We start from the raw sequence: 26,419 nt of genomic DNA, 5'->3' as shown, positions 1-26,419 counted from the left end.
TTATGAAAAACTTCATTGCCAAAGCAAACCGTTTCGTTCGCGACGAAGAAGGCGTGACCGCCATCGAATACGGGCTCATCGCTGCGTTGATCGCGGTGGTCATCATCGCGGCGGTGAAAGCGGTTGGTACCAACCTGAGTACAACCTTCAGCGGCATTGCGGCGTCACTTTAAACCTCGCGGCGAACCGGAATGCCGGTTCGCCAAAAAATGGAGGGTGTCGTGCAAGTTCTAATCAAGAAACTCAGGCAGTTCGTTCAGGAAGACAAAGGCGTCACTGCCATCGAGTACGGACTGATTGCTGCGCTGATCGCGGTCGTCATCATCGCGTCCGTTCAGTTGGTCGGTACGAACCTCAGTTCAGTCTTCAGCAGCATTGCTGCAGCACTGTGAGCCACGCGCGGATGGGCGCGCCCGATCCTTCGGGGCGCCCGTCATTTCCCGCGCATTCAATAGTGTGGTGACAAGGATGAAGGAGTTTTCCATGCACGCATTGACCGATATAACGAAGGCGTTGATCAGGGGAGACGACGGTGTCACCGCGATCGAGTACGCGCTGCTGGGGGCGCTGATCGCGATAGCCATTGTTGCATCGGTGTTGGAGCTTGGGAACTCTGTGAGCGATCTCTACCAGCGCATTGAGGACGGGGTTGTATCTGCACTGTCTTGAAGATCCACGAAACGAATAACGAGGTACCTCATGATTTTGCCTCCTCTGCCGCCGCATCCGGTGCCGTTGTGCACCGTCCTTCTGGTGGTCATTGCGGCCTCCACGGACATTACGTGCCGCCGCATCCCCAATCGCATCATTGCGATTGGGCTCGCTGCGGCACTTCTCGTGCAGGGGTGGCTTCATGGCCCGCTGACGGGTGGGCTCGTATGGCTGATGGGTGCCGCGTGTGGCTTCGCGCTGCTGTTGCCCTTCTATCTAATGCGCGGCATGGCAGCTGGCGACGTCAAACTGCTGATGTTGATCGGTGCATGGGTGGGACCGGAGATGACCTTCTATATCGCGTTGGCGACCTTCCTCGCCGGCGGCATCTGGTCGATCGGGATTGTGCTGTATCGCCGTCGCACGCGGCAGATGCTGGCCAATCTCGCGCACCTGACGGGTGCGTGGCAAGACTCGACGCGGGAACCAGCATCGATAGATCGCATGCCGGTCGAATCAGTCGGAGCGCTGCCTTATGGGGTGGCGATAGCGGCGGGAACGTTGGGCGTGTTGTTCGCGTCGGCAGCGTAGCCGCGCGGAACCGGGAGCCCGCAGCAGGGTAGTCGAAACCGTATAGCGCCGGTTGTCACCGGCTCGGAGATGACATGATGGACGCGTCGAACTTTGAACCTGGACCGGGCGCACAGGTATGTCGCTTGCCCGATCACGTATCGTCTCGGGAGCGTCACTCGGGGCAGTCGACGGTGTCGTTGCGGGCGCCGCGTTCACTCGCCGAGACAGGTCTGCCCGCCGTCTTTCTCGCGCGGCTGGTCCTGAAGTCGACGCTCATGCATGGCAAGTCGGACTTTGCAATGCTCTCGGAGCGCCATCGGCTGGCGGTGTCAGTGCTCGACGACGTGCTGGGCTTTCTCGTACGTGAACATCTCGCAGAGATTACTCATCGTGGCGCGAGCGACATCGATGTGCATTTCCGCCTCACCGAGGCTGGCCGCACGCTCGCGCTGGAAGAGATGGCGCGCTGCAGCTACTGCGGCCCGGCGCCCGTGACATTCGACAGTTACAAGGAGGTTGTGCGAACGCACTCGGTCCGCATGATCCGTATCGCGCAAGCCGACGTATACGCCGCCTTCCAGCACATTCTTGTCGAGCCGGCGTTGCTTGATGCCGCTGCCACTGCGGTCGCGTCCGGACGTCCGTTGCTGCTTTACGGTCCTGCGGGCAGCGGCAAGACGTTCCTGGCCGAGCGGCTTGGCCGGCTGTTGCGCGGCAACGTGCCGATTCCTTACGCCATCTACGTTGGCGGGGAAATCGTTCAGTTGCTGGACCCGCTGGTACATGAGGCTGTCCCCGAAGAGGAAGAGGCACCCGGTAATGACAAACGCTGGCGTAGCTGCCGCAGGCCTGTCGTAATCTCAGGAGGCGAGCTGACGCTTGACGCACTCGACCTCAGGTTCGACGCCGCGGCCGGCTTTTATCAGGCGCCGCCTCACATGAAAGCCAATATGGGGCTTTATATCGTCGACGACCTTGGCCGTCAGCGGATTGCTCCCAAAGATCTGCTTAACCGTTGGCTGATGCCGCTCGATCGTGGCGTCGACCAGCTCACACTGCAGTCGGGCAGCCGCTTCCTGGTGCCGTTCGACGTGTGGCCGGTATTCTCCAGCAATCTGGATCCGACCCGTCTCGGAGACGAAGCGTTTTTGCGCCGACTCGGCTCCAAACTCTATGTTGGGCCGCTATCGCTTGACGAATATCGCACGATATTCGACAGGCGCTGCGCCGCACTCGGGCTTACCGCCTCGCGTATCGTCTTCGACTACCTGGTGCACCACCTGCATCTGCCGTCCGGCAAGCCGTTTCTTGCGTGCTATCCAGGCGATCTGCTCGATCTGGTGCGGGCGGCTATGCACTATAGCGGCGCCAGCAATGAGGTCACCGAAGAAGGTCTGCTTCAGGCGTGGTGCAACTATTTTGGTGTCCTGCCGGAACAGGGGAGTTTTCACCCACCTGCTGCAGATCGACCCGCCCGCAAGCTAGCCGCCGGCTGATCGGCGCATTTCAATAAACCCTACTGGAGCATCGCCATGAAAAACGGTCGCGCTTTTGTCATGTTGGGGGTTGCCGGGCTTGCGGGCCTCGCCGCCGTCGTATTCGCATCACGCTGGTTGGTGCAGACCTCGTCGAGTGCCGTCACGCCCGTCGTGGTGGCTGCCGGCGACGTTAGTCTCGGTGAGCCCCTTAACACGAACCTCATCCACACGGTCAGCTGGCCGACGGGCAGCATTCCGCCAGGCACCTTCACTGATGCCAAATCGCTCGAAGGACGCGTCGTGCTGACGAGCCTCGCACGCGGGGAGCCGGTGCTCGAAGCGAAGCTGGCGCCCGTGGGTACGAAGGGCGGGTTGTCGGCCGTGATTGGCGCGGGCAATCGGGCCATCACGGTTCGCGTGAACGACGTGGTCGGCGTCGCGGGCTTCGCGTTGCCGGGCAATTACGTGGACGTGATCGTGAATACCCAGGAACCAGGGAAGAGCGACGCCCAGCAAAGTATCTCGAAGATCGTCCTCGAAAAGATCCTGGTGCTCGCGGTAGCCCAGCAGGTGAGTCGTGACGATACGCAGCCCAAGGTCGTCAACGCGGTCACGCTGGAAGTGACGCCCGATCAGGCCGAGAAGCTCGATCTCGCGCGCAGCGTCGGAACCTTGTCGCTCGTACTGCGCAACCAGGTCGACAAGAAGACCACAGATACCGGCGGTGCAACGAAGACGACGCTGCTGGGAACCCCGGCGGCGGCTTCGGCTCCCGCGGCTGCGCCGGCGCGTCCCGTGCGCGTGCATTACGCCGCGCGTCCGGCGCCGCGGCGCGACTGCGTTGGAGTGTTGTCCGGGGTCCTGGGTAGCGTTGAATGTTTCTAGGGCGGTGCGTGGGCATCTGCGAAGACAGATCGCCGCCACTGCAGACAGGTGAGCAATAACGAAAGTCTCGGCACATGGATATCGAGGCAACGGGGGTTAGGAAATGAAAGCAAAACTGGGATTCTCATCCGGCTGCGAAGTGCGTTGCCGCTCGCTGGGCGGCACGGTGCTCGCCGCGACGCTGTGCGCTGGGTTGCTTGCGGCTCAAAGCGGCATGGCACAGGAAGCGGTCGAAGCTCCGGGGCTTGCGAAAGGTGTATCGGGTGCGCCGTTGCCAATGGCCCGAACGGCCAGACCCATGATGGTCAGCATGGCGCCCATACCTGCTGGCGCGGCCGCCGCTGCCGCCGGTGCGGCGGCCGCCGCACCGCTGCGCGGTCCGAGCTGCACAGGCGACATCCGTGAGCAATCCAGCGTCGTCGTGCCCGTCGGCAAGTCTGCACTGGTACCACTCGTGGAACCAGCACGCGCCCGCACACTCGGCAACCCGACGATCGTGCAAGCCACGCTCGTGTCGCCGCGCACGCTCTACCTCGTCGGCATGGCGGTGGGCACTACCAACATGATCGTTCAAGGACGCAGCGGCGCATGCCAGATGATCGACGTAATCGTCAATATTGACGCCAACGGACTGCAGAATTCGCTCGCGCAACTGATGCCAGAAGAGCGCGGCATCAGGGTGTCGACGGCTGCGGGCAACCTCGTGCTCGCTGGCCACGTTTCGAGCGCGCCGGCTGCGCAACAAGCGATGGCGATCGCCCAGGCCTTCGCGAGTGCGCAGCCCACCCAGCAAGCCCAGTCGGGAAACGGCATCCTGGGCGGCGGCACGCCTGTAAACCAGCAGAGCTCGAGCACGAGCAAGTCCGCTGAAGTGATCAACATGATGACGGTCGACGCGCCGCAGCAGGTGATGCTCGAAGTCAAGGTTGCCGAGGTGTCCAAGACGCTCATCAACCAGATGGGCGCGGCGCTCAACATTCAAGGCGGCTTCGGCTCCTGGTCGGGCGCGCTGGTCAGCAACCTGCTGGCGGGTGTCTCGAGCATCCTGGCGGCCAGCAAGGCGAACAACCGTCCGCTCAACTTCGCCCTCGATGCCCAGAATACCGACAATCTGGTGAAGATCCTCGCTGAACCGAATCTCGTGACGATCAGCGGGCAGGAGGCGTCGTTTCTCGCGGGCGGCAAGATCTATATTCCGGTCCCGCAAAGTAGCAGCACGGGTGCGACGAGCATCACGTTGCAGCAAGAGGAATTCGGCGTCGCGCTGAAGTTCACACCGACCGTGCTCGCCAATGGCCACATCAACCTCAGGGTCGCGCCCGAGGTGTCCGAGCTGTCGCCGACGGGTGTCACGCTCAGCGCGACCAACGTGAGCGGCGTGTCGATCCTGCCGCTGATCAACACGCGCCGCGCATCGACGACCGTGCAGATGGCAGATGGCGAAACCTTCGCGATCGGCGGCCTGATGACGAACAACATCACCGGTGCGCTGAAGGCGTTTCCGGGCGCGGGTGAAATTCCTGTGCTTGGCGCACTCATGCGCAGTACGTCGTTCCAGCAGGACAGGACGGAACTGGTCTTCATCATTACGCCTCACCTCGTGAAGCCGCTGCAGACCGCGAGTGTGCCGCTGCCGACGGATAGCTTCACGCCAACCAATGAAGCTGATGTCTATGCGACAGGGAACATGGAAGGTCGCGGCGCCCACAAGTCCGGTACGAAGCCGGCGGCCAACCCTTCGGAGATGCCGCAAACGCCTTCGCCGGTACCGGCACCCGCACAGCAGCCGGCGGTGCCCTCTGCGGCCGCTCCCGGGTCGCGCGACTCGCAGTCGGACCAGCCTGTAACCACGCTGCCGGTGCCGACGCCCGTGTCCGTCGCCAAGCCGACCCCGCCGACTTCACCAGATGCGCGAGCAGCGAGCCATGAGGAGAGTGGAGCACTCAATGCGCGAATCGCGCGTATCGAAGGCGACGCTGCCCGGATCGCCGCGGCGCGGGCGACAGCGGCAGGTCTCACTTCAAGCGCAACGCACGACCGCACGCAAGAAATTGCGAAGAACGGCCCGACCAACGCATCGTTCGATCGTTGACGCCAAGTTCAAGGGGAACCTCATGAAAATCGCACAAATTGTCCTCGCACGTCGAGCCATGCTGCTCGCGCCGATGCTGGCCGCGCTGGGCGGCTGCATGACCAGTACGCCAATATGGGACGCGCACTTTGGCGAAGCCGTGCGCGCCGTCAAGCAGGCCCAGATCATCGATCCGCACGCGGCGGAGCACGCACCGTCTGTGAGCGGCGTCGATGGTAAAGCGGCTGCATCTGCAATGGATAGCTACGACAAGTCGTTTCGACAGCCTGCACCAGTCACGAACCCGTACGTGATCGGTGTAAGCGGCGGCGGGTCCAGCGGTCAATAACGTCAACAAGTTTGGGAGAGCGCCATGAATCGCGGATCCATGTCAACCATGCGAAGCATCGGGAGGCGGCGAGAGCAGGGAGCTACTGCCATCATCGTCGCTTTGATGATGGCCGTGCTGATCGGATTTGTCGGGCTGGCGCTCGACCTCGGCAAGCTGTATGTCGCAAAGAGCGAACTGCAGAATTCGGCAGATGCATGCGCGCTTGCAGCCGCACGTGATCTTACGGGTGCGATCAACCTGTCTGTTTCCGAGGCGGCTGGCATCACGGCCGGCCACCTCAATTATGCGGTCTTTCAGGGCACGGCAGTGCAACTCGCGACGAACAACAACGTCACTTTCAGCGACTCGCTCACCAATCCGTTTCTGCCGAAAAACTCGGTCACCACGCCTGGAAATATCAAGTACACCAAGTGCACGACCTCTGTTACGAACATCCCCAACTGGTTCATGCAGGTGCTCAACCTGATGCCTGGCGTCAGTATTGCAAATGCGTCGGTGTCAGCGACGGCCGTCGCGACAGTCGGATCGGCCCAAACGACCTGCGCGATTCCCGTTTTCATCTGCAAGGCGGGTACCCAGGTCTCTCCTGCAATCAGCGGCGCGAGCTACAACATAGGCGACTGGATCGAGTCGAAAGCGGGCTCACCCCCCTCGTTCGGCGCCGGCAACTTTGGCTGGGCGGCACTGGACGGCAGCAACAGCGCGAACGAGGTAAAGAACGAACTGACGGGAAACTACTGCACGCTGCCGGCGACGGGCGCGAGCGTCGGCTCGCCCGGCAACATGACGTCGGCAACGGATGCATGGAACACGCGCTTTGGTATCTATGCCAACCCGTATTCGCAGACAGGCGGGAATGGTAACGGCAATAAGAGTGCGACACCCGATTTCACCGGCTATGCGTACACGTCCCAGAACTGGACCGCAGGGCGTGACGCATACGCAAACTTCGTGAGTCAACGCCAGAGGTTCTCTCCGTATCAGGGCGACTCGGCTATTTTCCCCAACGGTTCCAACACGAGTGGTTCGTCCTCAGGAACCAACTATGCGGCTGGCGCGGATCGGCGTCTTGCGCTCGCGCCCGAAGTCGACTGTAGCCAGTTGCTGGCGACCAGCGGCAGTCACTCTGCCGCCGTACTCGCCTGGGATTGCGTACTGATGCTCGATCCGATGCAATCGGGGGGGAGTCCTGGCCCCGTGCATCTCGAGTATCGAGGATCGTCGACGGCAGCGGGCAGTCCGTGCGCGACCCAGGGCGTTCCGGGCAGTGGCTCCTCAATCGGGCCTCAGGTGCCCATGCTGTTGCAATAGGGGAGACGACCATGAAACGGCGTGCTGTCCATCTGAAGCGCATGCGCGGCGTTGCCGCGATCGAGTTCGCCATCATGCTGATTCCGCTCGTTTTGCTGGGGGCGGGCGTGGCCGAATTCGGCCATGCAATCTATCAGTACGAGGCGCTGACGAAGGGGACCCGCGACGCGGCTCGCTATTTGTCCACCTATCTGCCGAACGATCCGGCGTACCCGCTTGCGCAGGCTCAATGCCTGGTCGTCTATGGCACTCCGACCTGCCCGGCCAACAACTCCGGTACGCCGCTTGTGCCGGGGCTGACGACGTCCATGGTGGTGGTATGCGACGCGTTGAACACGGCGGGCTGCTCCGATGCTTCCGATCCGCCAATGTTCGCCAACGTGCAGACCTACGACACCGACAACGGTGTAATCAATTCCGGCAGCGCGGCGGGCAGCATCAATCTGGTCGAGGTGAAGGTTACTGGCTATCCCTATCAGCCGATCACGCCGTACTTCAACCTCAACTTTACGTTCGGCAACATCATCAGCGTCATGAGGCAGGTGTCATGAATCCACGCCCATTCGCGGCCGCGCGCCGCACGAGCCGACAACGTGGCACGACAAGCGTTGAGTTTTCGATGATCGCCGGCATGCTTTGCATGCTGCTCGTGGGCATCTGCGAGTTCGGGCGCGTGCTCTACTACTGGAATACGGCGAGCGAAGCGGTGCGTCTCGGGGCGCGTACCGCTGTGGTGTGCGATGCCAACGCTTCCGCCATCAAGACCCGGATAAGGGGGCTTTTGCCCTTGCTGGGCTCATCGAATGTCGCCGTCGCATATACCCCCTCCGGGTGCGATTCGGACGCGGCAACGGCCCGCAATACCTGCACATTTGTCACCGTGAGCGTCACCAACGTGAGCGTCAGGACAATGATTCCGTTCCTGCCCGTGACCCTGACGATGCCGCCCCTGACCACCACGTTGCCGCGCGAAAGCCTCGCGACTTCCACTGGCGGCACCGTCTGTCAATAACCTTCGTCAGCCATGCCGAGAACATCATGATCAACATTCTCACCCTTTCCGAAGACGGCACCCGGCTCGCCCAGATCATGCGTCTGATCAGCGAATGCGGCAACTACCGGACAACTCGCGCGAGCGGAAATCCGTCATTGCTCATCGAACGAGGAGACAGTCTTGATGCGTTCGACGTCCTGATCGTCGATGCCGCGTCAATTGACCAGGCCCAGTTGCCGGTGATCACGCAACTCTGCGACAGGCATTCGCGGCTGACCTGCATCCTGCTGGTACCGGAAACGTCCGAGCAAACGCTGATCGCGGCAATGCGCGCAGGTATTCGCGACGTGCTCGGCTGGCCGCTCGAAAAACGTACATTCGCAGAAGCGCTGCTGCGGGTGGAAGCGCAGCGCACGCAGCGCGGGGCGCGTGAGACTCAGGTTGTGTCATTCATCTCGTGCAAAGGAGGGGCGGGGACAAGCTTCATCGCAAGCAATGTCGCTCACACGATTGCGACTCTGCAGCAAAAACGCGTGCTGCTGATCGACCTCGATCAACTGTTTGGCGACGCCGCGTTTCTCGTCACCGATCAGACACCACCCACCACTCTGCCACAGATGTGCTCGCAGGTTGCGCGAATGGACGCAGCGTTTTTTGACGCATGTCTGACGCACGTTAGCGATAACTTTCACATTCTTGCAGGCGCGGGGGATCCAACCAAGGCAGTCGAGATTAAGGAAGAACGACTGGAGTGGATTCTGGGTGTCGCGGTACCCCGCTACGACTTCGTTATTTGCGACATCGGGCAATGCATCAATCAACTGTCGATCCTCACGCTCGATCGCAGCGACCAGATTCATCTTGTCTTGCAGGCAAGCATGCCGCACGTGCGCGCCGGGCGACGGTTGCAGGAAATTCTCCTGTCGCTTGGCTACCCAACCGATCAGATGCGACTGTTGCTCAACCGGTATGCGCGTCATGGCGAACGTGCGCGCGCCGCCCTGGAGGAGGTGCTGGGCATGCGGCCGTTCCAGGTTATCCCGGAGGACACCAAGGTTGTATCGGACGCAATGGATCAGGGGCTGCCTGTCATCAAGACGGCGCGCAGCAGCGGCGTTTCACGCAACCTGCAGACGCTGGCGGAAAACATTGTCTGCCGGACGTCGATCGGCAGCGGCCGGGCGCGTGCGCGGAGCGATTCGCTGTTTGCCCGCATGCTAGGACGCGGTGCCACGCCGAAACTTGAAGCCCTGTAAGACCCGACAAGGAGATTGACATGTCACTGCGTGAACAGATTTCCGCTCAACGCATTCAGCCGCTTGGCGAGCGCCGCGATACGACACATCCGTCCGGCAACGGCGTACGTGCCGCCTATCAGAAGTTAAAGCAGGACGTACACCAGATTGTGATCGAGCGCGTCGAACTGGAGCGGCTGTCGCGTCTGCCGACGGATCAGGTGAAGCAGGAGATCGGCGGCCTGATCGGGCGCATTCTCGAGGAAGAAAAGCTTCCCGTCAACGATATCGAACGCAGGCAGCTTTCGATCGACGTGTACGACGAAATGTTCGGCTTCGGTCCGCTGGAGTCGCTGATGCGTGATCCAACAATTTCGGACATCCTCGTGAATACGCATCGGCAGACCTTCGTGGAACGCCGTGGTCGACTGGAACTGACCGACGTGACGTTTCATGATAATGCGCATCTGATGAAGGTGATCGAAAAGATCGTCTCGCGGGTTGGACGACGCATCGACGAATCGAGCCCGATGGTCGACGCACGGATGCCGGACGGCTCACGCGTCAACGCGATCATCCCGCCGTCTGCTGTAGACGGTCCGCTGCTGTCAATCCGGCGTTTTTCGGTGAATCCGCTGCAGGTCTCCGACCTCGTGCAGTTGCAAAGCCTGACGCCGCCAATGGCTGAACTGCTTGACGCATTGGCCAAGGCGAAGGTGAACATCCTGGTGTCCGGGGGCACCGGCAGCGGCAAGACGACCTTGCTGAACATCCTGTCTGGTTTCATTCCTGAGTCGGAGCGCATTGTTACGATCGAAGACGCTGCGGAGCTGCAGTTGCGCCAGCAACATGTGCTCAGACTCGAAACACGCCCGCCGAATATCGAAGGACGCGGCGAGATCACGCAGCGCACGCTGGTGCGCAATGCGCTGCGGATGCGTCCCGATCGCATCATTCTTGGCGAAGTGCGCGGTGCTGAAGCGCTCGATATGCTGAATGCGATGAATACCGGTCACGAGGGATCGCTTGCGACCATCCACGCGAACACCCCTCGCGATGCGCTCACACGCCTCGAAAACATGATCAGCATGTCTGGCTTCTCGCTGCCGCCAAAAACGATGCGTCAGCAGATCGCATCGGCTATCACGGTGGTCGTGCAGGCGACGCGGATGACCGACGGCAGGCGCAAGATCATCAGCATCCAGGAATTGACGGGCATGGAAGGGGACGTAATCAACATGCAGGAGATCTTCACGTTCAAGCGCAGTGGTGTTGACGCGAACGGCAACATACGCGGATGGTTCTGCGCGACGGGCGTACGGCCGAAGTTCGCCGAGCGGCTTCAGGCATTCGGCGTCGGCTTGCCGGAGCAGCTCTACGATCCTAACCGGCGCTTCGAAACCACCTGATTCGCAGGCACGACAAAGCGACTGATTCATCGCAATTTAAGGAGACGCTTATGTCCCCGATGTTCTACGCCTTCATCATTTTGCTGTTCGCTGCCGTGGTTCTCGCTTTCGAAGGCGCATATGAATGGTGGAACAACCGTCACGGACCAACGGCACGCCGGCTCGAATCGCGTATCCGCGCGATGTCAGCGGGCGGCCAGGTCCAGAAGGAACGCCTGACGATCCTGAAAGAGCGGATGTTGAGCGAATCGGAAGTGCTCGACAAGATGCTCCTGCGTGTGCCGCGCGTACACGCCATTGATCTGCTACTGCAGCAATCCGGGCTGAACTGGTCGGTGGCCAAGCTGGTCGGCACGAGCCTCGCATTGCCGGTGCTTGTGCTGGCTGCCGGGATGTTCGCGCCTGTGCTCATGATGTATGTTGCGATCGCGGCGGTTGTATCTGCCGCGCTCCCGTTTCTTTATGTGCGGCGCCGTCGCAACAAGCGTATTTGCCAGCTGGAGAGGCAACTCCCGGATGTGTGCGACATGCTGGGCCGCGCGCTGCGCTCGGGCCATGCGTTCGCCGGCGCAATTGGCATGGTGAGTTCCGATTTCGCCGAGCCGATGAGCGGAGAATTCCGCATTACGTTCGACGAGATCAATTACGGTGTGTCAACGCACGACGCGTTGATGAACCTCGCAGCGCGTGTGCCGATCCGGGACCTGCGATATTTCGTCATTGCCGTGCTGATTCAGCGTGAGACGGGGGGCAATCTCGCCGAATTGCTCGATGGCATCGGCCTGTTGATCCGCGAGCGATTCAAACTCTTTGACAAGATTCGCGTACTTTCGGCGGAGGGCAAGATGTCCGCGTGGGTGCTGGGACTGCTGCCATTCGGAACTGCCGGGGTGATGATGGTGATGAACCGGTCGTTTCTTGAAGTGCTGTGGCAGGACCCTGCAGGCCTGAAGATGGTGGGGGCGATTTGCGTGTCCATGCTGTTCGGCGTCCTATGGATGCGGCGGATCGTGCGCATCCGGGTATAGATACCGGCTTCGTCGAAGCGATCGATGCGTACCAGTACGGAGATACTATGGAAAACTTTGATCCGATGCACATGCTGCTGCTGTTTGGCCTGTTTGCTCTGGTGTTTGCTGCGGCGTTTGGCATGATGCTCGTTTTCTCGCCGCGGGACATGAGCAGGCGCATTGAGCAGGCAGGCGGGGCAACAGTCGCGCCTGCGTCGATGCCTGAAGCAGGGTCGCAAGCTGGCGCGTGGCTGGAAAAGCTGGCGGAGGTATCGGAGCCGATTTCCAGGCTGTCAATTCCGAAAGAGGGTTGGGAAAACTCTGCATTGCGTGTGCGGCTGATGAACGCCGGCTGGCGTTCACCGGGAGCGGCAGCGCTCTATTTCGCTGCGAAGACCGTACTGGCGGTGGTACTTCCGCTGCTCGCAATGATCTGGCTCGTCGGTACCTCGCTTTCAACCACACCATTCGAATTGTCGGCAATATTGATTGGGCTCGGTGCATTCGGGTATTACCTGCCCAATATTGTGCTGGCACGGCGTGTCGCCTGGCGCAAGCGTGCACTCTTCGAAGACTTCCCGGATGCGATTGATCTGCTGACTGTGTGTGTCGAAGCTGGCCTGGGCCTCGACGCAGCGTTGATGAAGGTCGCGGACGAAATCCGGTTGCGCAGCCCGGTTGTCGCGAGCGAACTGGAGCTGATGCTCCTCGAAATGCGTTCGGGATTTACGAAGGAAAAGGCGTTGCGAAATTTTTCACTACGCACGGGAGTCGAAGACATCGACTCGTTCTGCGCGATGCTGATCCAGGCCGATCGATTCGGTACGGGCATCGGTGCTTCGTTGCGCGTGCTATCCGACATGCTGCGCACCCGTCGTCGGATGCGAGCTGAAGAGAGCGCGGCGAAGATCGCGTTGAAACTGCTTTTCCCGCTCATCTTCTGCATCTTTCCAGCCCTGTTGGTTGTTTTGCTTGGGCCAGCGTTCATTCATATCTACCGGGTGCTTTTGCCCACGATGAGCGGTTCTTGAGGGCAACGGGTTTTGCTTTGTTGCGCGAGCTTGACGTGGCCCGGATTTGCCCTACATAGATTTGTGACCGCAGTACCCGACGTCTCGAGTGGGATAGCTGGTCCGTGTTACAAGTCATAGTTATTAGTAGGCTCAGTGGAGGGCGCGTTGCAGATAAGCAGACGTAGTCGCGCACGTCGCGAGGCGAAGCGGGCTTTCGCGATTGAGAGCGAACTTGCAGAGTTCGAGCATGCGCTATTGAATCTGATGCTTCATATGAGTGCGCGACATATCAGGGAGGCCCTTGCTATCCGGAGCGGCTATCGGATTTCGCGGGCGTGCTGGACAATCCTTGAGCATCTGAAGGCGCATGGCTCGATGCGCGCGAAAACCTTCGCGAACATGCTCGGCGTGGGAGCTCCAGCCCTCTCACAACATCTCAAGATGATGGGCTGGCCCGTGAGCCTGTTCACGCGCGACTCGGGGCAAGACATTGGTCGCCCGGATCATCAAACGAAACTGGCCGGCTTTTTGACGACGGGTTGGGTGAGAGAAATCAGACGATGATGTTCAGGATGCGCGACAGAAACATCTCATTCGCGAACGGTCCGCGATGGATTCCGGATGCGACTGAACGCGTCACCTGATGGCGTCCGCGTCGGACAGATCCGCGCCACCCATACCCGGTGCGGCGGGCAAAGTCCCGCTGCTACGCAGCGCCGAAATGACCTCCTCGACGGTTGCGTCCTCAAGCAGACGGCGGCCGGCGACCTTGCGCTGCATGTTGGTGGCATCAATACCGCGTTGAAGAGCAGCAGTCTGGGCAGCAATGTACACAGCCATCCCATATCCGTAGCCCCGGGCGAGGTCGACGTTAAAGAAATTCTTCATAATTGGATTTTTGGTGCCATCAGGCAATTTCTACCGCGCCGGGCGCCGCGGTCGCGATCGATAACCGCATATTTTATAAGACCTGCGAACTGGACTTGGGCGTAATGCCAGTCGTGTCCGGCTTCTCGGCAATTGCGCGTGAAACTTTAGGGGGAGGTAAGGGCGGCATGCAACGGCAGGGCTCGATTTCGTTGCACGTTTATCTGGGTTTGCGCGTGCTGCTCTGGGTGCGCGGGGCACGTTGTGCAAGCGCGTAGCGCCCGTTTGCTATGCCATCACGATTCTCGCTCTGCTTCTGTGGTTCGGGGTTTGCCGGTCACCAGGGCGGCGATGGCGGCGGACGTCCCCGACAGCAGCAGTCTGATCGGAAAACCCCTGCTGTGACGGCACACGCCCGGATGAAACGATGAAACGACAAGAACATCCTTACTTTCGGGAACGGCAGGTTGCACCTTCATGCCGTGATATCGCGCGGGAACATCTGATCAATCAAATCATGTTGTACGAAACGGTATATTTGCGTACACGTACGGTTAGTGACCAGGCTGCCAGGTCGGATCCATCTGGATACCGGGCCGCGTGACCGGCCGCGTCCGCCTGGTTGCGTGGGGCGCAGGCGCCGTCTTTGCGCGGTGGAAGCGGCGCTCCGTGACTCGCGTTGCAGGACTGAAACGATCGGTACACACAAGCGCCGCTTCGTGAATGCCTGTTTGCCGGTACCTTGGTTGCAAAGTCGCCTCATCGGCGGTTCATGCCGCGTAGAGTTCTTCGCGAGACCCGATAGGCTTCCGGTCCGGACGTGGATTGCGGCGGGCGGGAATCGTGTTTCAGAAGTGAATCACGGAATTGAAGGTCGCTCTTTATCTGGCCGAAGCCTCGTGGCATTTGCGAATCAGGATCGGCGCGGGTCACTTTCCACACTGTTGGGAATTCGCTGGGCGGTTCACACGTTTCGCAAATGAAACGATTTAAACGGAAAAGCTGGCGTTCGCACCTAATCTGCGGCCTGCCCCACAGAAAATCGCAATTTGGCACAGTCTGTGCTTTTTCGATCGACCGAGCTCGGCTTTAGGTTAATAACAGATAGTTTGCGGTCTGATTCTTGTTCTAATTGCTGAGCATCGCTGAATACAAAGAAGCTCGATGAAGAGGCTTTAAGCACAATTCAATCAACGAGAAAACGCTGAACGCGTGCTACGCCGCGCGTCGGGGGACAAGCAATGTTCGGTGTCAAAGGTGTGTCAGTGCAGTCCTTCTATTCGCAAACGCCCGAGACGTTCAAGGCTATGCAGCACCTGGTCGCGGTGATGGACGATCTCTCAAGACCCATGCAGTTGCTGGAGAACCTGGCGGACCATATCGGAAGAACAATAGCGGCGATGCGGTCAGATGGGATCATCACGCCGCAATCGTCCGCCGCCGATATTCACTTCGTGCTACAGGAAAGGTTTACCAGGTTCTTCGAGGCGTTCGCCACCCGGGTGGGCGCTCAGGCCGCTGCGGCAGTAATTTTCAATGACGAGGTGTCGAAAGGCATTGTCGAGACATACGTCCTTTGCGGGGTGGAAAAATGACAGGACTAAAGAAGCTGTTCAATGTCGCGGTGCTACTGTTCATGGTCTGCTGGAGCCTCGCCTTGCTGGTGCCGGACCAGACGACCTTAGAGCATGACACGCATGCGAACCGCGGCGGCGAGACGATTGAACGGCAGCCAGCGTATGGGCAGACTGGCGCAACTCGTGTGAGCGTTGGTACGCCGTAGGATGGCGCCAAGGAGCGTTACGCGTTCGCACTACCTCAGGGAGACTTCCGGGCCCGAAGGTACACATCAAGATCATCTGTGACATGGTGGCCATCATGTCGACGGTGCATTCACGGGCCCTTGCGCCGGCGTCTGCCTGCCGGTGATCTGTGCGAAGATGGCTCGCATATGCCGGATGCCATGCTTCGCGAAATAGCCAGCGCGTCCCCACCAGGTTGGAAAGACGAGGCATGACGATGTCGCGTATGAGTTGCCGCCACTCCACGACGACTTGTACTGCTGCTCGCCCGGCCCGAAGTCGAAATCCAGCCCTCGGTCGAATGCCCATTTGACACATTCATCGACGAGCACGGTTCCCGGTGACAGGTTCGCATGCTTCAGGTCGTATGTCGTCGTCAATAGATACGCGCGCGTGGCGCCTACCGCAACGACGTTCGCGGCAAGCGGTTTTCCCTGGAGTGTCAGTACAAACAGGTGAAACACGCCGTGCTGATAAGCAGCGTTCGTTAGAAGACCGTTCCAGAACCTGCTGCTGGATTCGGAATAGACCCACGGACTATCGATGCCGTTGTGCTGTGCCCATTCGCGCTTTCGCAAAGCAGACCACTCGACTAGCGACGGGATGCGCGGATCATTCGAGTCGAGCATCTCGACATTGAATTCGCCATGCGCGGCCAGCCGCCGTTTCAGATAGTTCGGGCGGGTTTTCGAGCGGCCCGGTCGCGAGCGGCAATACGCTTCCCAATCATGCTGGCCTCTCAATTGGGCATAGGGCGTGCGTTCCTCGGTCGCACGGCGCGTCACGGCATCGCGCGTCAGGCAGCGTTGCAGTGGCGAACTCGAGTTAATGCGCCAGAACTCGAAAACGTCGGCCTGCGTCGATTTGCGGGCTACTCGCCATGCACCCATCGCTACCTGATGGACGTCGCAATCGGGCGCGACAAGGATGTCGCTTGGTGATCTGTTGGGCGGCGTAAGCGGAGTGGCGTATTTCCAGCAGTTTCTCCACGACGTGACGAGCGGCCAGAGCGCGACGAGCCGACCTTCACGCCGTGCAGTGATGCAGTGGAGTTGACGTCGACGTGCAGCCTCCGCTATGAGACTGCCATGGCAGTACGCGTACGACTGAAAGTACTCGCCTCCGGCACGAGACCACAAATCGTCCCACTCGGGCTGCATGGCACAAAAGCTGTCGATATCGCGAACGACTTCGAACGTCAAGGTGTGCATCGCGAGTTGCTCCCGAAGACTTGTAATCTTCTGCTAAAGGCGAGAGTCTTTATCTGAAGCCACTGAGGCCGAATAATGGCCATGGCTAAGAAAGGTACCTTTCTTTTTGCTTGATGTCTACAAACGAGAGCCCGCGGCTCGTATCACGCGAGGGCCTGTTTCGGTAAAGGAAGAGGGTAGGCATTGCTAGCGGTGCATTATCGACAAATTCGCAAAGATGTCTCAGGTCCGTAGTCTCGTCAATCACTTGCGCCCCGCTGCATTGAATTTTGGGCTCGTATCCGCGCTCGAACGGCTTGCCACGGGTTTCAGCCGTCGTGCGATCCGACTCAACTGTCTCTACAGCGCGGCAATCGCGCCGATGCGCGGCTTTTTTAGCAGTAGTGTCGCCTGTCAAGGCAATTGAAGCGTCGCAGTGTGACGTCGCCGATGATCGACGAGCGACAAACGTCAGTTTGGCAGGAGAGAGGATGACCAACGATTCGACGTTGCTCCAACGCCGCCTGCCGCCCCAAGTCTGGTTAACCACGGTACCGCCATGGCCGCCGTGGGATCTGGTGGAGGGGGCTGGATTCGAACCAACGTAGGCGTTAAGCCAGCAGATTTACAGTCTGCCCCCTTTAGCCAGTCGGGCACCCCTCCGTAATTGATGATTGTGGGGCGCGAGAAAATCTAGTCAATGCTCTTACAACCTGGCGTGTTCCCTCCCGCACAGTTTCTGCAAAGCAACTGCTGCGGATCAGAGCGCCAAAGCAAAGCTCGAGCGACCGGAATAGGGCACAGGTCAGACCAGGAAATGGCTAACCGTGGTCGCGCGAATGGCGCGTGAATGCCGGTTCCGCTGCGGAGTTACCTGCGCCCGTCCGATGCATGGGCAAGCGTCCACGACCGTTTGCGCAGGGAGGTTTTGCCCGGGTTTTCAGTGCCTCGTTTTAAAAATTTTCGTCCAGTTCAAGCTGCGACTCGGCAGCCACACGTGTTGAGCCCTGTTGCACCGTGTAGATGGCAAGCGCGTCGAGCAAGGATTGCATGGACCGAGCGATATGAAACCGGGAAATGAAGCACTGTCTGGCGTGCGTGCGCATGTCAGCCCACTCGCGTCGCGAAGCGCCCAGCCAGCGGTGCAACAAGCAGACTGCCCCTGCCAGGTCGTCCTTGTCCACGAATCCTGCGCCAGACTGCCCGATCTCACGCCAGATGTTGACCTTGTCAGTAATCAGCGTCGGGAGCCCCGCAGACAACGCTTCCGCCACAGCAACCCCAAAATTCTCCTGATGCGAGTTGAGCACAAATGCGTCCGATGCAAGTAATGCACCCCACTTGAGGTCGTTGTCGAGCAATCCCGTCCATGTCACCCTTTCTGTCAACTCCAACTCGTTGCACAGGGCTTTGGCCGCACTCGCGTACTCGCTGTCATCGGGGCCCGCTATGATCAGTCGCACATCGTTGATTTTGTCTTCGGGTGTGTCTTGTATGCATTGAGCCAGTGCCCTCAGCGTAAGGTCGATTCCCTTCTTTTCATGGATTCTCCCAAGAAAGAGGAGATTTCTTTTGCCGCGCAAATGCGGAAACCTCGAAAGGAACAGTTCGCGTTGCATGTCCGGATTGCCAACGGCACCTGCTGTGCCGTAGCTGATGACATGCTCGTTGCAGTGGTATGGGCGAAACGATTGGCGGGCCAATAGACGTTCTTCCTCGCACGTAAAGAACACGGCATTGGCATCGCGAAGAACCCGGTAGTCTGCCCATGGCCAATAGAGCATCTTCTTGAAGTGCTTTAACGGGTAGCGCTGCTTGAAATACGGGTCCAGCATCCCGTGCGTGAATACGAAATAAGGTATCCCGGAATCGCGTAGCGCACGCCAGACGCCAAACGATATGTAGTTCCAGATTCCGTTGACAATCACAAGGTCGTATTTCGGCGCGTTGGCCCGCAGCCACGGGACCAGCCTCGGAGCATATCTGTACTTGCCGAACCCCGGGCCGACGGGATGACAGATGACTTCACACTGAGCGAGTGAGCGCTCGTCGGGTCCATCGAGCGTAACGATCTCGATCGAATTTCCCATGCGCCGATGCTCACGAGACGCCTGAATGATCCCCTCAATAGGCCCTCCATATGCCGGATTGACGGTGATGATGGCATGAAGAATTCGCAAACCCATAGAAACGTATCCTTGAAATCGCAATCAATCGTGGCACTGTGACTTGCACCTGCGTTAGAAAAACGAATGGAATTGCTGGTGGTATGGAGTAGACAATCCTTGTTTAATTTTCAGCTATCCGCCTGCGTAGGGGTCGTTGCGCTTCAGGATCACGTTTGTGAGGGCGAGCACGTTTTGGGCGAAAAGCTCGGGGGTCCAGTCACGGATCGTTGATTCCGCATTGCGGGCGAGATCTTCGCGAAGCGCATGGTCTTCGGCGAGCTGCTTCATTCTCATTGCAAGCTGCTCGCGGTCGTCAGGCCGAACAATGAAACCGTTGATGCCGTCATGCACAACTTCGTTCGCGCAGCCACAGGTCCGCGACACGATCGCTGGCCGCCCGGCAGCCATAGCCTCGTTGACACACAGCCCCCACTGGTCGAATGCGCTAGCGAGCACGATGAAGTCTGCGAGCGCATACAAGGCTGGCATGTCGCAGTTCAGAATCGCGCTGAAGATCAGGACTCGCTCGCTTAGCCCGAGCGCGGCAATCTTTTCACGAATCGTCTGTTCCAGCGGACCCTGACCGACGAGGACGAGGGACACCCCCTGTTGCGCAAGCTCTGAGCACGCGAACGCCTCCAGAACGAGCGGCACGTTCTTGCGCTCGACAAAGCGGCTCACGCATAGCACGTATCGTGACGGCAGGGCGAAGCGGTGTCGCGCGCTGTCGGCGTGTGCGCGTACGGCTTTTGCGGCGTCGCGAAAGTAGGCAACGTCGATGACATCAAATCCGATACGTGATCGGTGCAAGGGAATGCCGAGCGATTCGGCGTATCGACGATGTTTCTCACCGGCCACGAGTGCACCATCGAAGCGTGAGACGAGGATTCTTTTCAAGGCTTCCTTGAGTCGGTGCCGTTTTCCGTCGTCAGCCTTCGAGTCCGACATGTAGACCAGCTTGAATCGACGCGTCAGCGTCCTGAGCAGACACAGGTAAATCGAATAGCTGGTGTTGTAGCCGAGCGTGATGACAAAGTCGGGGCGTGTGGCACGCACGATTACGCGGAGCCGGGCCGCCACCGTCAGCCAATGCTTGGTGCCTGCAGCGGTACCCTTGAAGACTGTAACCATGTCGGACTGCGCATCCTGAAGGAACGCCGTGCGATTGCTCTGCGGATAGTCATAAAAGCTCGTGAATTCGAATAGCTCTACGAGGGATACCTTGCATCCATGTCGCAGCGCGAGCTGCACGAGCGCGCGGTAGCGTGGTATGTGATAGTCGCTCAGATTGCCGATAACGAATTGAACGTGCATAGAGTCGATCTCACCCGGTGCCCTATATCGCATTCCGCTGCTGCGCTTCAAGGCGCGGGACGAGATCGTGCCTCATCAGGCTTACAGCCTCGAAAAACAGCGGAATAACTCCCGGCTGCCGCGGATATCTGCGGACGCCGCCCCCCTTCTTTTACATTTGGGCGCGTGTCGTTCTGCGCCAGAATCTCGGTTATTTTCGCCACTGGCAACACATAGGAAGATTGGTCGGAAAGAGTGTCAGACATGGCGCGTGCCGGGTGTAACCTGTTCAACATCGAATTTCCAAAAAGCAGGCCGGTGCGCTTCCCCCGACATGGCCACCAGGCCATGAAGCGTTGAGCAGAAAATCTGGTCTTGTGTTCGGGGCGTTTGCTGCGCTGAACAATAAGCAGGCGAAGTGCTGGTGGAGACATCCGGGATTTTCTGTTGCCCGGGAAAAGAGTTGATGCATAGGGGAGACATGAAGCCATGAACAAACTCTTTTTCAGAAGCACGCGTCGGGTGCTCAAAGGCGCAGCGTCGCTTATGCCCGATGACCTGTATCTGGCCTTTTCCCATCGTCGAAGAATCGGGCGGTTTCCGAACATGAAGCGTCCGAAGGCGTTCAACGAAATGATCCTGATGCGATGCCTGCAACCGGATCCGCGCTGGAGCAGCCTGGCCGACAAGTTGAGGGTCCGCGAATACGTAAGGGAACGCATCGGGGAGAAGTACCTTATTCCGTTGCTCGCGGCGCCCGATGTTTTTACGAAAGACGTTTTCGACTCGCTACCATCATCGTTTGTGATGAAAGCGAATCACGGCTCCAACTTCGTTGAAGTAGTTTGGGACAAGTCGAAAAGATCGTTTGAAGAACTCCGTCGGATCGCCGGCAGATGGTTGAGCATTGACTACTATCGGGTGGCGCGTGAACAGCACTACAAGGGCATTCAACCCCGGATCTTCTTTGAAACCCTGCTCCTCGACCAGGCGGGCACCGTTCCGTCTGATTACAAGATGCACATGTTCGGCCGCGGTCCAGACGGTCCGGTCATTTACACGGGCATCATTTCCGATCGTTTCGGCACGCCTCGCGCCGATGTCTACGACGCCCGGTGGAACAGACTTGATCTGGCCTGGGGCGACTACGCGCGCAGCGAACGCGCAGTGCCCAGACCGTCGAATTGGGAAGAGCTCAGCAGCGTAGCCATGGCGCTGGCCGATGGGCTTGGTTACGTGCGTGTAGATTTCTATTCGTGTGACGATCAGATATTTTTCGGGGAGCTGACTTTTACGCCCGGGGGCGGGACGATGCCCTATACGCCTGATCGCTGCGATTATGACTGGGGGCGTATCCTGCAAAATGCCAACTACTCCGTTACTCGGGGATAAGGCAAAAGCCACGGAGGGATGCCTGGCCTGGAGCATTGCGAGCATCATAGCGGAGCATGGCGGATGGGGTGCGCGCGTTCTCGCATGCGCGGGCATGCCCGCTGGCAATTCGGCGCTTTTGAGCTATCCGCATGCTGGCTCGCCACCCGATCCTGTCTGACAGGCGCTATCGACGCTATCGTTCGGTTGAGGTAGCGAGGTGTTCCGTCCCGAGGCGAAGCAACGTGTCGGGCGATCCGCAGTTCGGTGAGCTTACTGTAATCAACGCTTGCGCCGGTTGTGCATCACCTGGAATGCGTTGTTTTCAGCACCGGTTTGAGGTGCGCCGGCCGACCAGAGACCCGCCGGAGAACCGTCCAGTGTGTTCTGATGAATCCATGAGCCGCAAACGTTACAGCGGTATTGGACATAGCGGGTGACCGTGTGCGCAGGTGGGCCAACGACCTCTGCCCGGATCCGCTGTAGCGACGCATGCGGGGTGACTGTCGAAGGCATGCCTACCAGGGTGTCACATGCAAAGCACCGGTTCATAGTCACCTCCGTTGTCACATCGATACGGTCAACGCATAGAGCATGGGCGATCACTGATCAAGATGCCGCGGACGGATTGTCTTTTTGCTGGATAGATCGCAGGGACTGAGCGTTTGCTCAGAGCGACCGTCCTGACGGCCCCAGTGCCGCCGCAGCCGTCCGTCAACGTACGAACACGTGATGATTGTTTTGACTTGATCCAGACCGGCGTTTCCTCGAACGAAACGACCATCGGGAGAAATCGCATGTCCCCGGCCTATGGTCCATATTCCGACCGGGTCCAGATGAGGATGGATGTTTGCAACGGCGAGCTCGGGCAAGCCTTCGAACTGGTGAACAAGGTTGATCGTGTCGTCATCGACAGCACGCGGTTGTGCCATGATGCCCTTCCGTCGTTGCCCCGTCCTTACTTACCTGTTGCAACAGGCGTCGGCCCCTCGTGCAGGCCGATGTCGAATAAATCTGTCATGGAGTCTCCATATTCAATGTTCGCTGCCCCACACAACATTGAATCGAGCATTCGTTCGATGAATAGGCAGCCTTTCTGGAAATCCTCTATTTCATGAATTTCGATACCCGAGCCTGGCTATCTTTGAAATCATGCACGCAAGAGGTCTCTTGAATTAATTTTAGAGTTTTCCGGTTTCGGATAGCTGAGCCCATCTCGAACGCTGGCGTCTGCCTCTTATACCGGCATCAGCAATCGAAGCAGTGCGGCATTGTCTAGATCGCAGATCGCTTTGCGGGTAGGGAAGATACGCTTTTGGTCAAGAAATAAGGAGTACAAATACATCGATTGTTCATTGACACGCGATTTGCTGTGCGCTCAATCAAAAAGCATACGGTACTCGTGCGCATTGCTCAAGGAAAAGAGGGGCAACTCGATTCGCAAGGCGAACCGCTCGCCAGGGAACTCTCTTCATTAGGCTGTCGATCTTTCACAACCCTGGGAAGTGGCCGGCTCGACCTGTTCAAGCCGCGTGCACCTCTCGAGAGTGCGCGATGGTGGGACGTGGCGTTGCTTACGCTCATCGATAGAACCGCGCGAGGCGAGGATTGTGCACAGAGCAGAAGAACGTCGCCAGATCCCGCGAGAGGGCACGTCGTGTCCAGAGGGGTGGATTTCGTCTGATCTTTCGGTACAATCCCTATTTGAATGGACATACTTATTCGTTGGCGAGGACTTCGGGGCGGGGTCCAAATCTCTGTCCGCGCGATTGATTTCAGTCGGGGTCGGAACCAACGTTCGATCGTCTGCAAACAGGCGCTCCAAAGCCGAATCTTAAGTTGTCAAGCGTCCCTCCCAGATTGTAAAAAAAGATTTCCCCAATTCACCTAGGGTTCGCGAACGAAAACCTTATTTTTCCCGAGCGAATAGGTGAGTATCGACCAAGTTGGCGAATCATCTTCGGGTTAGTCCTTAACCGATATGATTGCCGTCAGCGTTTCAACAATGAAACGTTTATACTTCGGTTTCTTTCAAGCCACACGCAAATTATACCTAGAGGTTCAAAAGGGTTCGGTAATTGTTGCATTGCCGCTCTCTTGTACGCGGTTCGACCGCTGTGTGGGCCGATCAGGCACCTGGCGATATCGTATGGCTAAGCGGATGCTTAGCTGCGGGAGAAACCAGAGCTTATGCCGGCCCCGTCGATTGAACATTCGCGCGAGCCGAAGGTGAAAGATAAAAGAAAGCAGTATCAATCTTTTAGTATGCCTAAATGTAAGGGTCGAATTAGAAGGTTGATTGTCTGTCAGCAGTGTGCCCGGGTGTGTGCCGTCGCTCTTTCCCGCACTGCATCCGGTTGATGCAACCCATGGCTTTTTCGTTAAACGGAACTTCATTGAGGGGGTGTTTGTGTACGCGCGTTGAGGACTACTAAGTTGAAAGTTCAGTAAGGTTGGCGGGTCTGCCTGGCTGGCTCAACATGCGACGGTCCTTGGGGCTAAGTATCTGGGGGTGTCGACCTGCGGATATTCACATCATCAGCGTCGAGCGTGCTCGATGGGTTCTTCCTTTTCATCCGTAAAGAGTTTCAGATCTATTGGAACGAAATCAATGAGACAAATTAAGTACTTCTTATTTCTACTTTTTTCGCTGACCTTCTTTTCCGCAGCGCATGCAGCGGGCAATCCGGCTTCGGTTACCGTCAACGGCGTCACGTGGACGAAATGTGCCGACGAACACGGCACCTGCAGTTTCTCGGGCACGCAAAGCGTGCTCTATGGTGCATGGCCTCCGAACTCGCCATCGGCCATGTACGCAGTGAATGGCTCCTACACCCGCAGCGTGCCGTGTGACAACAGCGCGATGGCTGATCCCGCTACTGGTTACATCAAGGCGTGCTATGTGAAGTCCACCACGACCACGTCGTCGGCTACCCAATACACGCCGCCGGCACTGGTGAATCCGGTGAACCCGATCACTTATGGCGCAAAGTGCAATGGCTCGACCGATGATACGGCTGCGTTCCAGAAGGCGATCAATGCGGGCGACGTGCTGGTTCCTGCCGGCACCTGCGTGATCAATGGCACGCTCAATGTGCGGGTGAGCAACCGCCACATCCAGTGCCAGGGCACCATCCTGAAGCGGACCACGGGCTACAACATGCAGATGTTCGTCATCGGCGACTACAAGAACGCCTATACGAATGACAGTATCGTTGAGTGCAATTTCGTGGGCGCAAACACCGCGGCCCCGCAGTACTACAACAACGACAACCGCCATTGGGATATTCCGGTTGAAACAACCGGTCCGGTAAGCAACTTCTTCCTGGCGGGCAACAGCTTCAAGCAGTTCTTCGGCCAGTCGATGTTCCAGACCTACGGCGCGCCCAATGGCGGCAGTGGCGACAAGATCATCTACAACACGTTTGCAAGCTGCGGCTACTATGGTCCGGTGTTCGTTGCTCACACCAATGGCTACATCGGCCATAACACGGTGACCGACTGCGCGGTGGGTATCGAGAACGACAACACGACCCAGGCGACTGGCAACAACGTGATCGAGTACAACACGATCAAGGCTGTGTACGGCTATGGCGCACCTGACATGACTTCGTCGGTGATGCTCACGGGCGGCGTGGCGGCGAGCGCCGACTACTCGACCAACATCGTGCGTAACAACACGGTGTCGGGCACGAGCAATGCGCAGGGTTTCCGTGGCGCCAATATCCCCAGCCGTACCATCATCGGCAAGAACTGGGGCATCAAGGCGGCGCAGTACTCGAACAACACCTGCGTGACGGGTTGCTCGGTTACGCCGTAATCAATCGATAGTGACCCGCGCCTGCGAAGGTCAACAGGCCGGGCTGTAAACTACACCTCAAAGTTGGATACCGATCCGACTTTGGGGTGTTTTTGCGTGGAGCGCTTGCGTTTCCGGATGACCTTGACTTTTGCGTAACGTGTGCCAAGAACGTGAGCATCGACTGACCGATGCTTGCGATGCGTTACCGAAGATAAGGGACAGTGACACTCATTCGGTCCAGTCGCATTACAGGCCCTTCAACCCTCCGACGGACGTCGCCGCCCCTGTGTCCCGCATCGGTACTCTCATTCTTGCGAAGGCCTTCCGCCTGGATTTCTCCCTTCGCATCGGGACGACAGGTTCTCAAGCTCCCCACCAAAGGCTGAGTCAAAGACACGCCGCCTTCATGCCGGATGCCGAATGGGCCGTCAGCAGGCATCGTCAAAACTTGTCCAGGAGCACCCGATTCCCCCGGTTTTGACATCGCTTATGATTTTTTTCATCAGCGGTCCACTGACGTTCGTCTTCATGACTCCCACCTGCCGGGTCAAACGCCGACTTTTCCAAAAACGCTCACCGTATGCTGGACGTCAGGCTGGCGGCCTTCGACAGTTTGTGGCGAGTCAACTGGGGCTCAACGTTACCAACCTGGAATGCCTTGACGTTGCCTATTCCGACGAAGTGCAACCGGTCACGCCGAGCAGGCTGTCAAAACTGATGGGACTATCGCCAGGCAGTGACTATCGCCAGGCAGTGTCACGACATCCCTGAAGAGCCTCGAAAGAGCGGGGCTGATTACCTGCGAGTCCAATCCGACCCATGGGCGACGCATCCTGTTGCGGTTTATTCCGGGAAGTCGTGCTGCGATTAAGTGTTCACGAAAAATTAACTTGGAATTTCGAACCATATCCGTTGAGCAGAATTTCCAGCTCCGCATCGATGGT

General features: G+C 58.6%; 27 protein-coding genes and 1 tRNA gene. 21 read left to right on the top strand and 7 right to left on the bottom strand.

What is annotated here, in order from left to right:
• The first annotated feature begins 2 nt into the window (after nt 1-2).
• From SB822_RS35975 to SB822_RS35900, 16 genes are all read left to right on the top strand, one after another.
• The gene (locus tag SB822_RS35975) at nt 3-173 is read left to right on the top strand and encodes a Flp family type IVb pilin (RefSeq protein WP_410856773.1); all 171 of its coding nucleotides are present in this window, start codon (nt 3-5) and stop codon (nt 171-173) included.
• A 48-nt stretch (nt 174-221) separates the two neighbouring features.
• Nucleotides 222-392, top strand: coding sequence for a Flp family type IVb pilin (locus tag SB822_RS35970; RefSeq protein WP_410856772.1), 171 nt, complete (start codon nt 222-224; stop codon nt 390-392).
• A gap of 91 nt (nt 393-483) precedes the next feature.
• Complete coding sequence (locus SB822_RS35965; protein WP_410856771.1) at nt 484-669, top strand: Flp family type IVb pilin; 186 nt, start codon at nt 484-486, stop codon at nt 667-669.
• A 30-nt stretch (nt 670-699) separates the two neighbouring features.
• Nucleotides 700-1,242, top strand: a complete 543-nt coding sequence (locus tag SB822_RS35960) for a prepilin peptidase (RefSeq protein WP_410856770.1) — start codon at nt 700-702, stop codon at nt 1,240-1,242.
• A 77-nt stretch (nt 1,243-1,319) separates the two neighbouring features.
• Nucleotides 1,320-2,720, top strand: a complete 1,401-nt coding sequence (locus tag SB822_RS35955) for an ATP-binding protein (protein WP_410856825.1) — start codon at nt 1,320-1,322, stop codon at nt 2,718-2,720.
• Between the two features lie 36 nt (nt 2,721-2,756).
• Complete coding sequence (cpaB, locus tag SB822_RS35950; RefSeq protein ID WP_410856769.1) at nt 2,757-3,587, top strand: Flp pilus assembly protein CpaB; 831 nt, start codon at nt 2,757-2,759, stop codon at nt 3,585-3,587.
• Between the two features lie 103 nt (nt 3,588-3,690).
• Nucleotides 3,691-5,679 (top strand): pilus assembly protein N-terminal domain-containing protein, encoded by a 1,989-nt coding sequence (locus SB822_RS35945; RefSeq protein ID WP_410856768.1) that lies wholly within the window; start codon nt 3,691-3,693, stop codon nt 5,677-5,679.
• Nucleotides 5,680-5,701: 22 nt separating this feature from the next.
• Nucleotides 5,702-6,007, top strand: a complete 306-nt coding sequence (locus SB822_RS35940; protein ID WP_410856767.1) for a hypothetical protein — start codon at nt 5,702-5,704, stop codon at nt 6,005-6,007.
• A 39-nt stretch (nt 6,008-6,046) separates the two neighbouring features.
• On the top strand, nt 6,047-7,321 hold the full coding sequence (locus tag SB822_RS35935; protein WP_410856766.1) for a TadE/TadG family type IV pilus assembly protein: 1,275 nt from the start codon (nt 6,047-6,049) through the stop codon (nt 7,319-7,321).
• 11 nt (nt 7,322-7,332) lie between these two features.
• The gene (locus tag SB822_RS35930; RefSeq protein WP_410856765.1) at nt 7,333-7,872 is read left to right on the top strand and encodes a TadE/TadG family type IV pilus assembly protein; all 540 of its coding nucleotides are present in this window, start codon (nt 7,333-7,335) and stop codon (nt 7,870-7,872) included.
• Nucleotides 7,869-8,333, top strand: coding sequence for a TadE/TadG family type IV pilus assembly protein (locus SB822_RS35925; RefSeq protein ID WP_410856764.1), 465 nt, complete (start codon nt 7,869-7,871; stop codon nt 8,331-8,333). The genes SB822_RS35930 and SB822_RS35925 overlap by 4 nt, the downstream gene beginning before the upstream one ends.
• Before the next feature lie 26 nt (nt 8,334-8,359).
• Nucleotides 8,360-9,571 carry a CpaE family protein gene (locus tag SB822_RS35920; protein WP_410856763.1) on the top strand — a complete coding sequence of 404 codons (1,212 nt, stop codon included), beginning with the start codon at nt 8,360-8,362 and terminating at the stop codon, nt 9,569-9,571.
• A gap of 20 nt (nt 9,572-9,591) precedes the next feature.
• A complete protein-coding gene (locus tag SB822_RS35915; protein ID WP_410856762.1) occupies nt 9,592-10,959 on the top strand; it encodes a CpaF family protein in 1,368 nt (455 codons plus the stop codon).
• 50 nt (nt 10,960-11,009) lie between these two features.
• Entirely contained in the window at nt 11,010-11,987 is a 978-nt protein-coding gene (locus SB822_RS35910) for a type II secretion system F family protein (RefSeq protein WP_410856761.1), read from the top strand.
• 47 nt (nt 11,988-12,034) lie between these two features.
• Complete coding sequence (locus SB822_RS35905) at nt 12,035-13,000, top strand: type II secretion system F family protein (RefSeq protein ID WP_410856824.1); 966 nt, start codon at nt 12,035-12,037, stop codon at nt 12,998-13,000.
• Nucleotides 13,001-13,147: 147 nt separating this feature from the next.
• Nucleotides 13,148-13,546, top strand: a complete 399-nt coding sequence (locus SB822_RS35900) for a hypothetical protein (RefSeq protein ID WP_410856760.1) — start codon at nt 13,148-13,150, stop codon at nt 13,544-13,546.
• Nucleotides 13,547-13,618: 72 nt separating this feature from the next.
• On the opposite strand, the gene SB822_RS35895 is transcribed toward SB822_RS35900, so the two are convergent.
• Nucleotides 13,619-13,897 carry a hypothetical protein gene (locus SB822_RS35895; protein WP_410856759.1) on the bottom strand — a complete coding sequence of 93 codons (279 nt, stop codon included), beginning with the start codon at nt 13,895-13,897 and terminating at the stop codon, nt 13,619-13,621.
• A gap of 1,193 nt (nt 13,898-15,090) precedes the next feature.
• Between SB822_RS35895 and SB822_RS35890 the strand changes: the two genes are divergently transcribed.
• Together SB822_RS35890 and SB822_RS35885 are read left to right on the top strand one after the other, a co-directional pair.
• On the top strand, nt 15,091-15,444 hold the full coding sequence (locus SB822_RS35890; RefSeq protein WP_410856758.1) for a hypothetical protein: 354 nt from the start codon (nt 15,091-15,093) through the stop codon (nt 15,442-15,444).
• Nucleotides 15,441-15,632 carry a hypothetical protein gene (locus SB822_RS35885; protein WP_090839181.1) on the top strand — a complete coding sequence of 64 codons (192 nt, stop codon included), beginning with the start codon at nt 15,441-15,443 and terminating at the stop codon, nt 15,630-15,632. Before SB822_RS35890 ends, SB822_RS35885 begins: the two co-directional genes overlap by 4 nt.
• Nucleotides 15,633-15,725: 93 nt before the next feature.
• Here the strand turns inward: SB822_RS35885 and SB822_RS35880 are convergent, their stop codons facing one another.
• From SB822_RS35880 to SB822_RS35860, 5 genes are all read right to left on the bottom strand, one after another.
• Nucleotides 15,726-16,862 (bottom strand): GNAT family N-acetyltransferase, encoded by a 1,137-nt coding sequence (locus tag SB822_RS35880; RefSeq protein ID WP_410856757.1) that lies wholly within the window; start codon nt 16,860-16,862, stop codon nt 15,726-15,728.
• Nucleotides 16,863-17,417: 555 nt separating this feature from the next.
• Nucleotides 17,418-17,504: transfer RNA gene (locus tag SB822_RS35875), tRNA-Tyr, on the bottom strand.
• Nucleotides 17,505-17,794: 290 nt separating this feature from the next.
• A complete protein-coding gene (locus SB822_RS35870; RefSeq protein WP_410856756.1) occupies nt 17,795-19,027 on the bottom strand; it encodes a glycosyltransferase in 1,233 nt (410 codons plus the stop codon).
• A gap of 114 nt (nt 19,028-19,141) precedes the next feature.
• Complete coding sequence (locus tag SB822_RS35865; RefSeq protein ID WP_410856755.1) at nt 19,142-20,323, bottom strand: glycosyltransferase family 4 protein; 1,182 nt, start codon at nt 20,321-20,323, stop codon at nt 19,142-19,144.
• A 47-nt stretch (nt 20,324-20,370) separates the two neighbouring features.
• Nucleotides 20,371-20,793: a hypothetical protein gene (locus SB822_RS35860; protein ID WP_410856754.1), complete on the bottom strand. Its 423-nt coding sequence runs from the start codon at nt 20,791-20,793 to the stop codon at nt 20,371-20,373.
• Here SB822_RS35860 and SB822_RS35855 point away from each other — a divergent pair.
• Nucleotides 20,792-21,694, top strand: a complete 903-nt coding sequence (locus SB822_RS35855; protein ID WP_410856753.1) for an ATP-grasp fold amidoligase family protein — start codon at nt 20,792-20,794, stop codon at nt 21,692-21,694. The genes SB822_RS35860 and SB822_RS35855 overlap by 2 nt on opposite strands.
• 581 nt (nt 21,695-22,275) lie before the next feature.
• On the opposite strand, the gene SB822_RS35850 is transcribed toward SB822_RS35855, so the two are convergent.
• Nucleotides 22,276-22,605, bottom strand: coding sequence for a lysozyme (locus SB822_RS35850; RefSeq protein WP_143055849.1), 330 nt, complete (start codon nt 22,603-22,605; stop codon nt 22,276-22,278).
• A gap of 1,679 nt (nt 22,606-24,284) precedes the next feature.
• On the opposite strand from SB822_RS35850, the gene SB822_RS35845 reads away from it, so the two are divergent.
• Both SB822_RS35845 and SB822_RS35840 read left to right on the top strand, forming a co-directional pair.
• Nucleotides 24,285-25,493: a hypothetical protein gene (locus SB822_RS35845; RefSeq protein WP_103153697.1), complete on the top strand. Its 1,209-nt coding sequence runs from the start codon at nt 24,285-24,287 to the stop codon at nt 25,491-25,493.
• A gap of 402 nt (nt 25,494-25,895) precedes the next feature.
• Nucleotides 25,896-26,246 (top strand): hypothetical protein, encoded by a 351-nt coding sequence (locus SB822_RS35840; protein WP_410856752.1) that lies wholly within the window; start codon nt 25,896-25,898, stop codon nt 26,244-26,246.
• Nucleotides 26,247-26,419: the final 173 nt, after the last annotated feature.

Origin of the sequence: Paraburkholderia sp. SIMBA_054 (genome assembly GCF_046534875.1) — a bacterium.
Classification (GTDB): domain Bacteria; phylum Pseudomonadota; class Gammaproteobacteria; order Burkholderiales; family Burkholderiaceae; genus Paraburkholderia; species Paraburkholderia hospita.
Note: the sequence above shows the minus strand (reverse complement) of the source record. Positions and strands in the feature narration are given on the sequence as shown.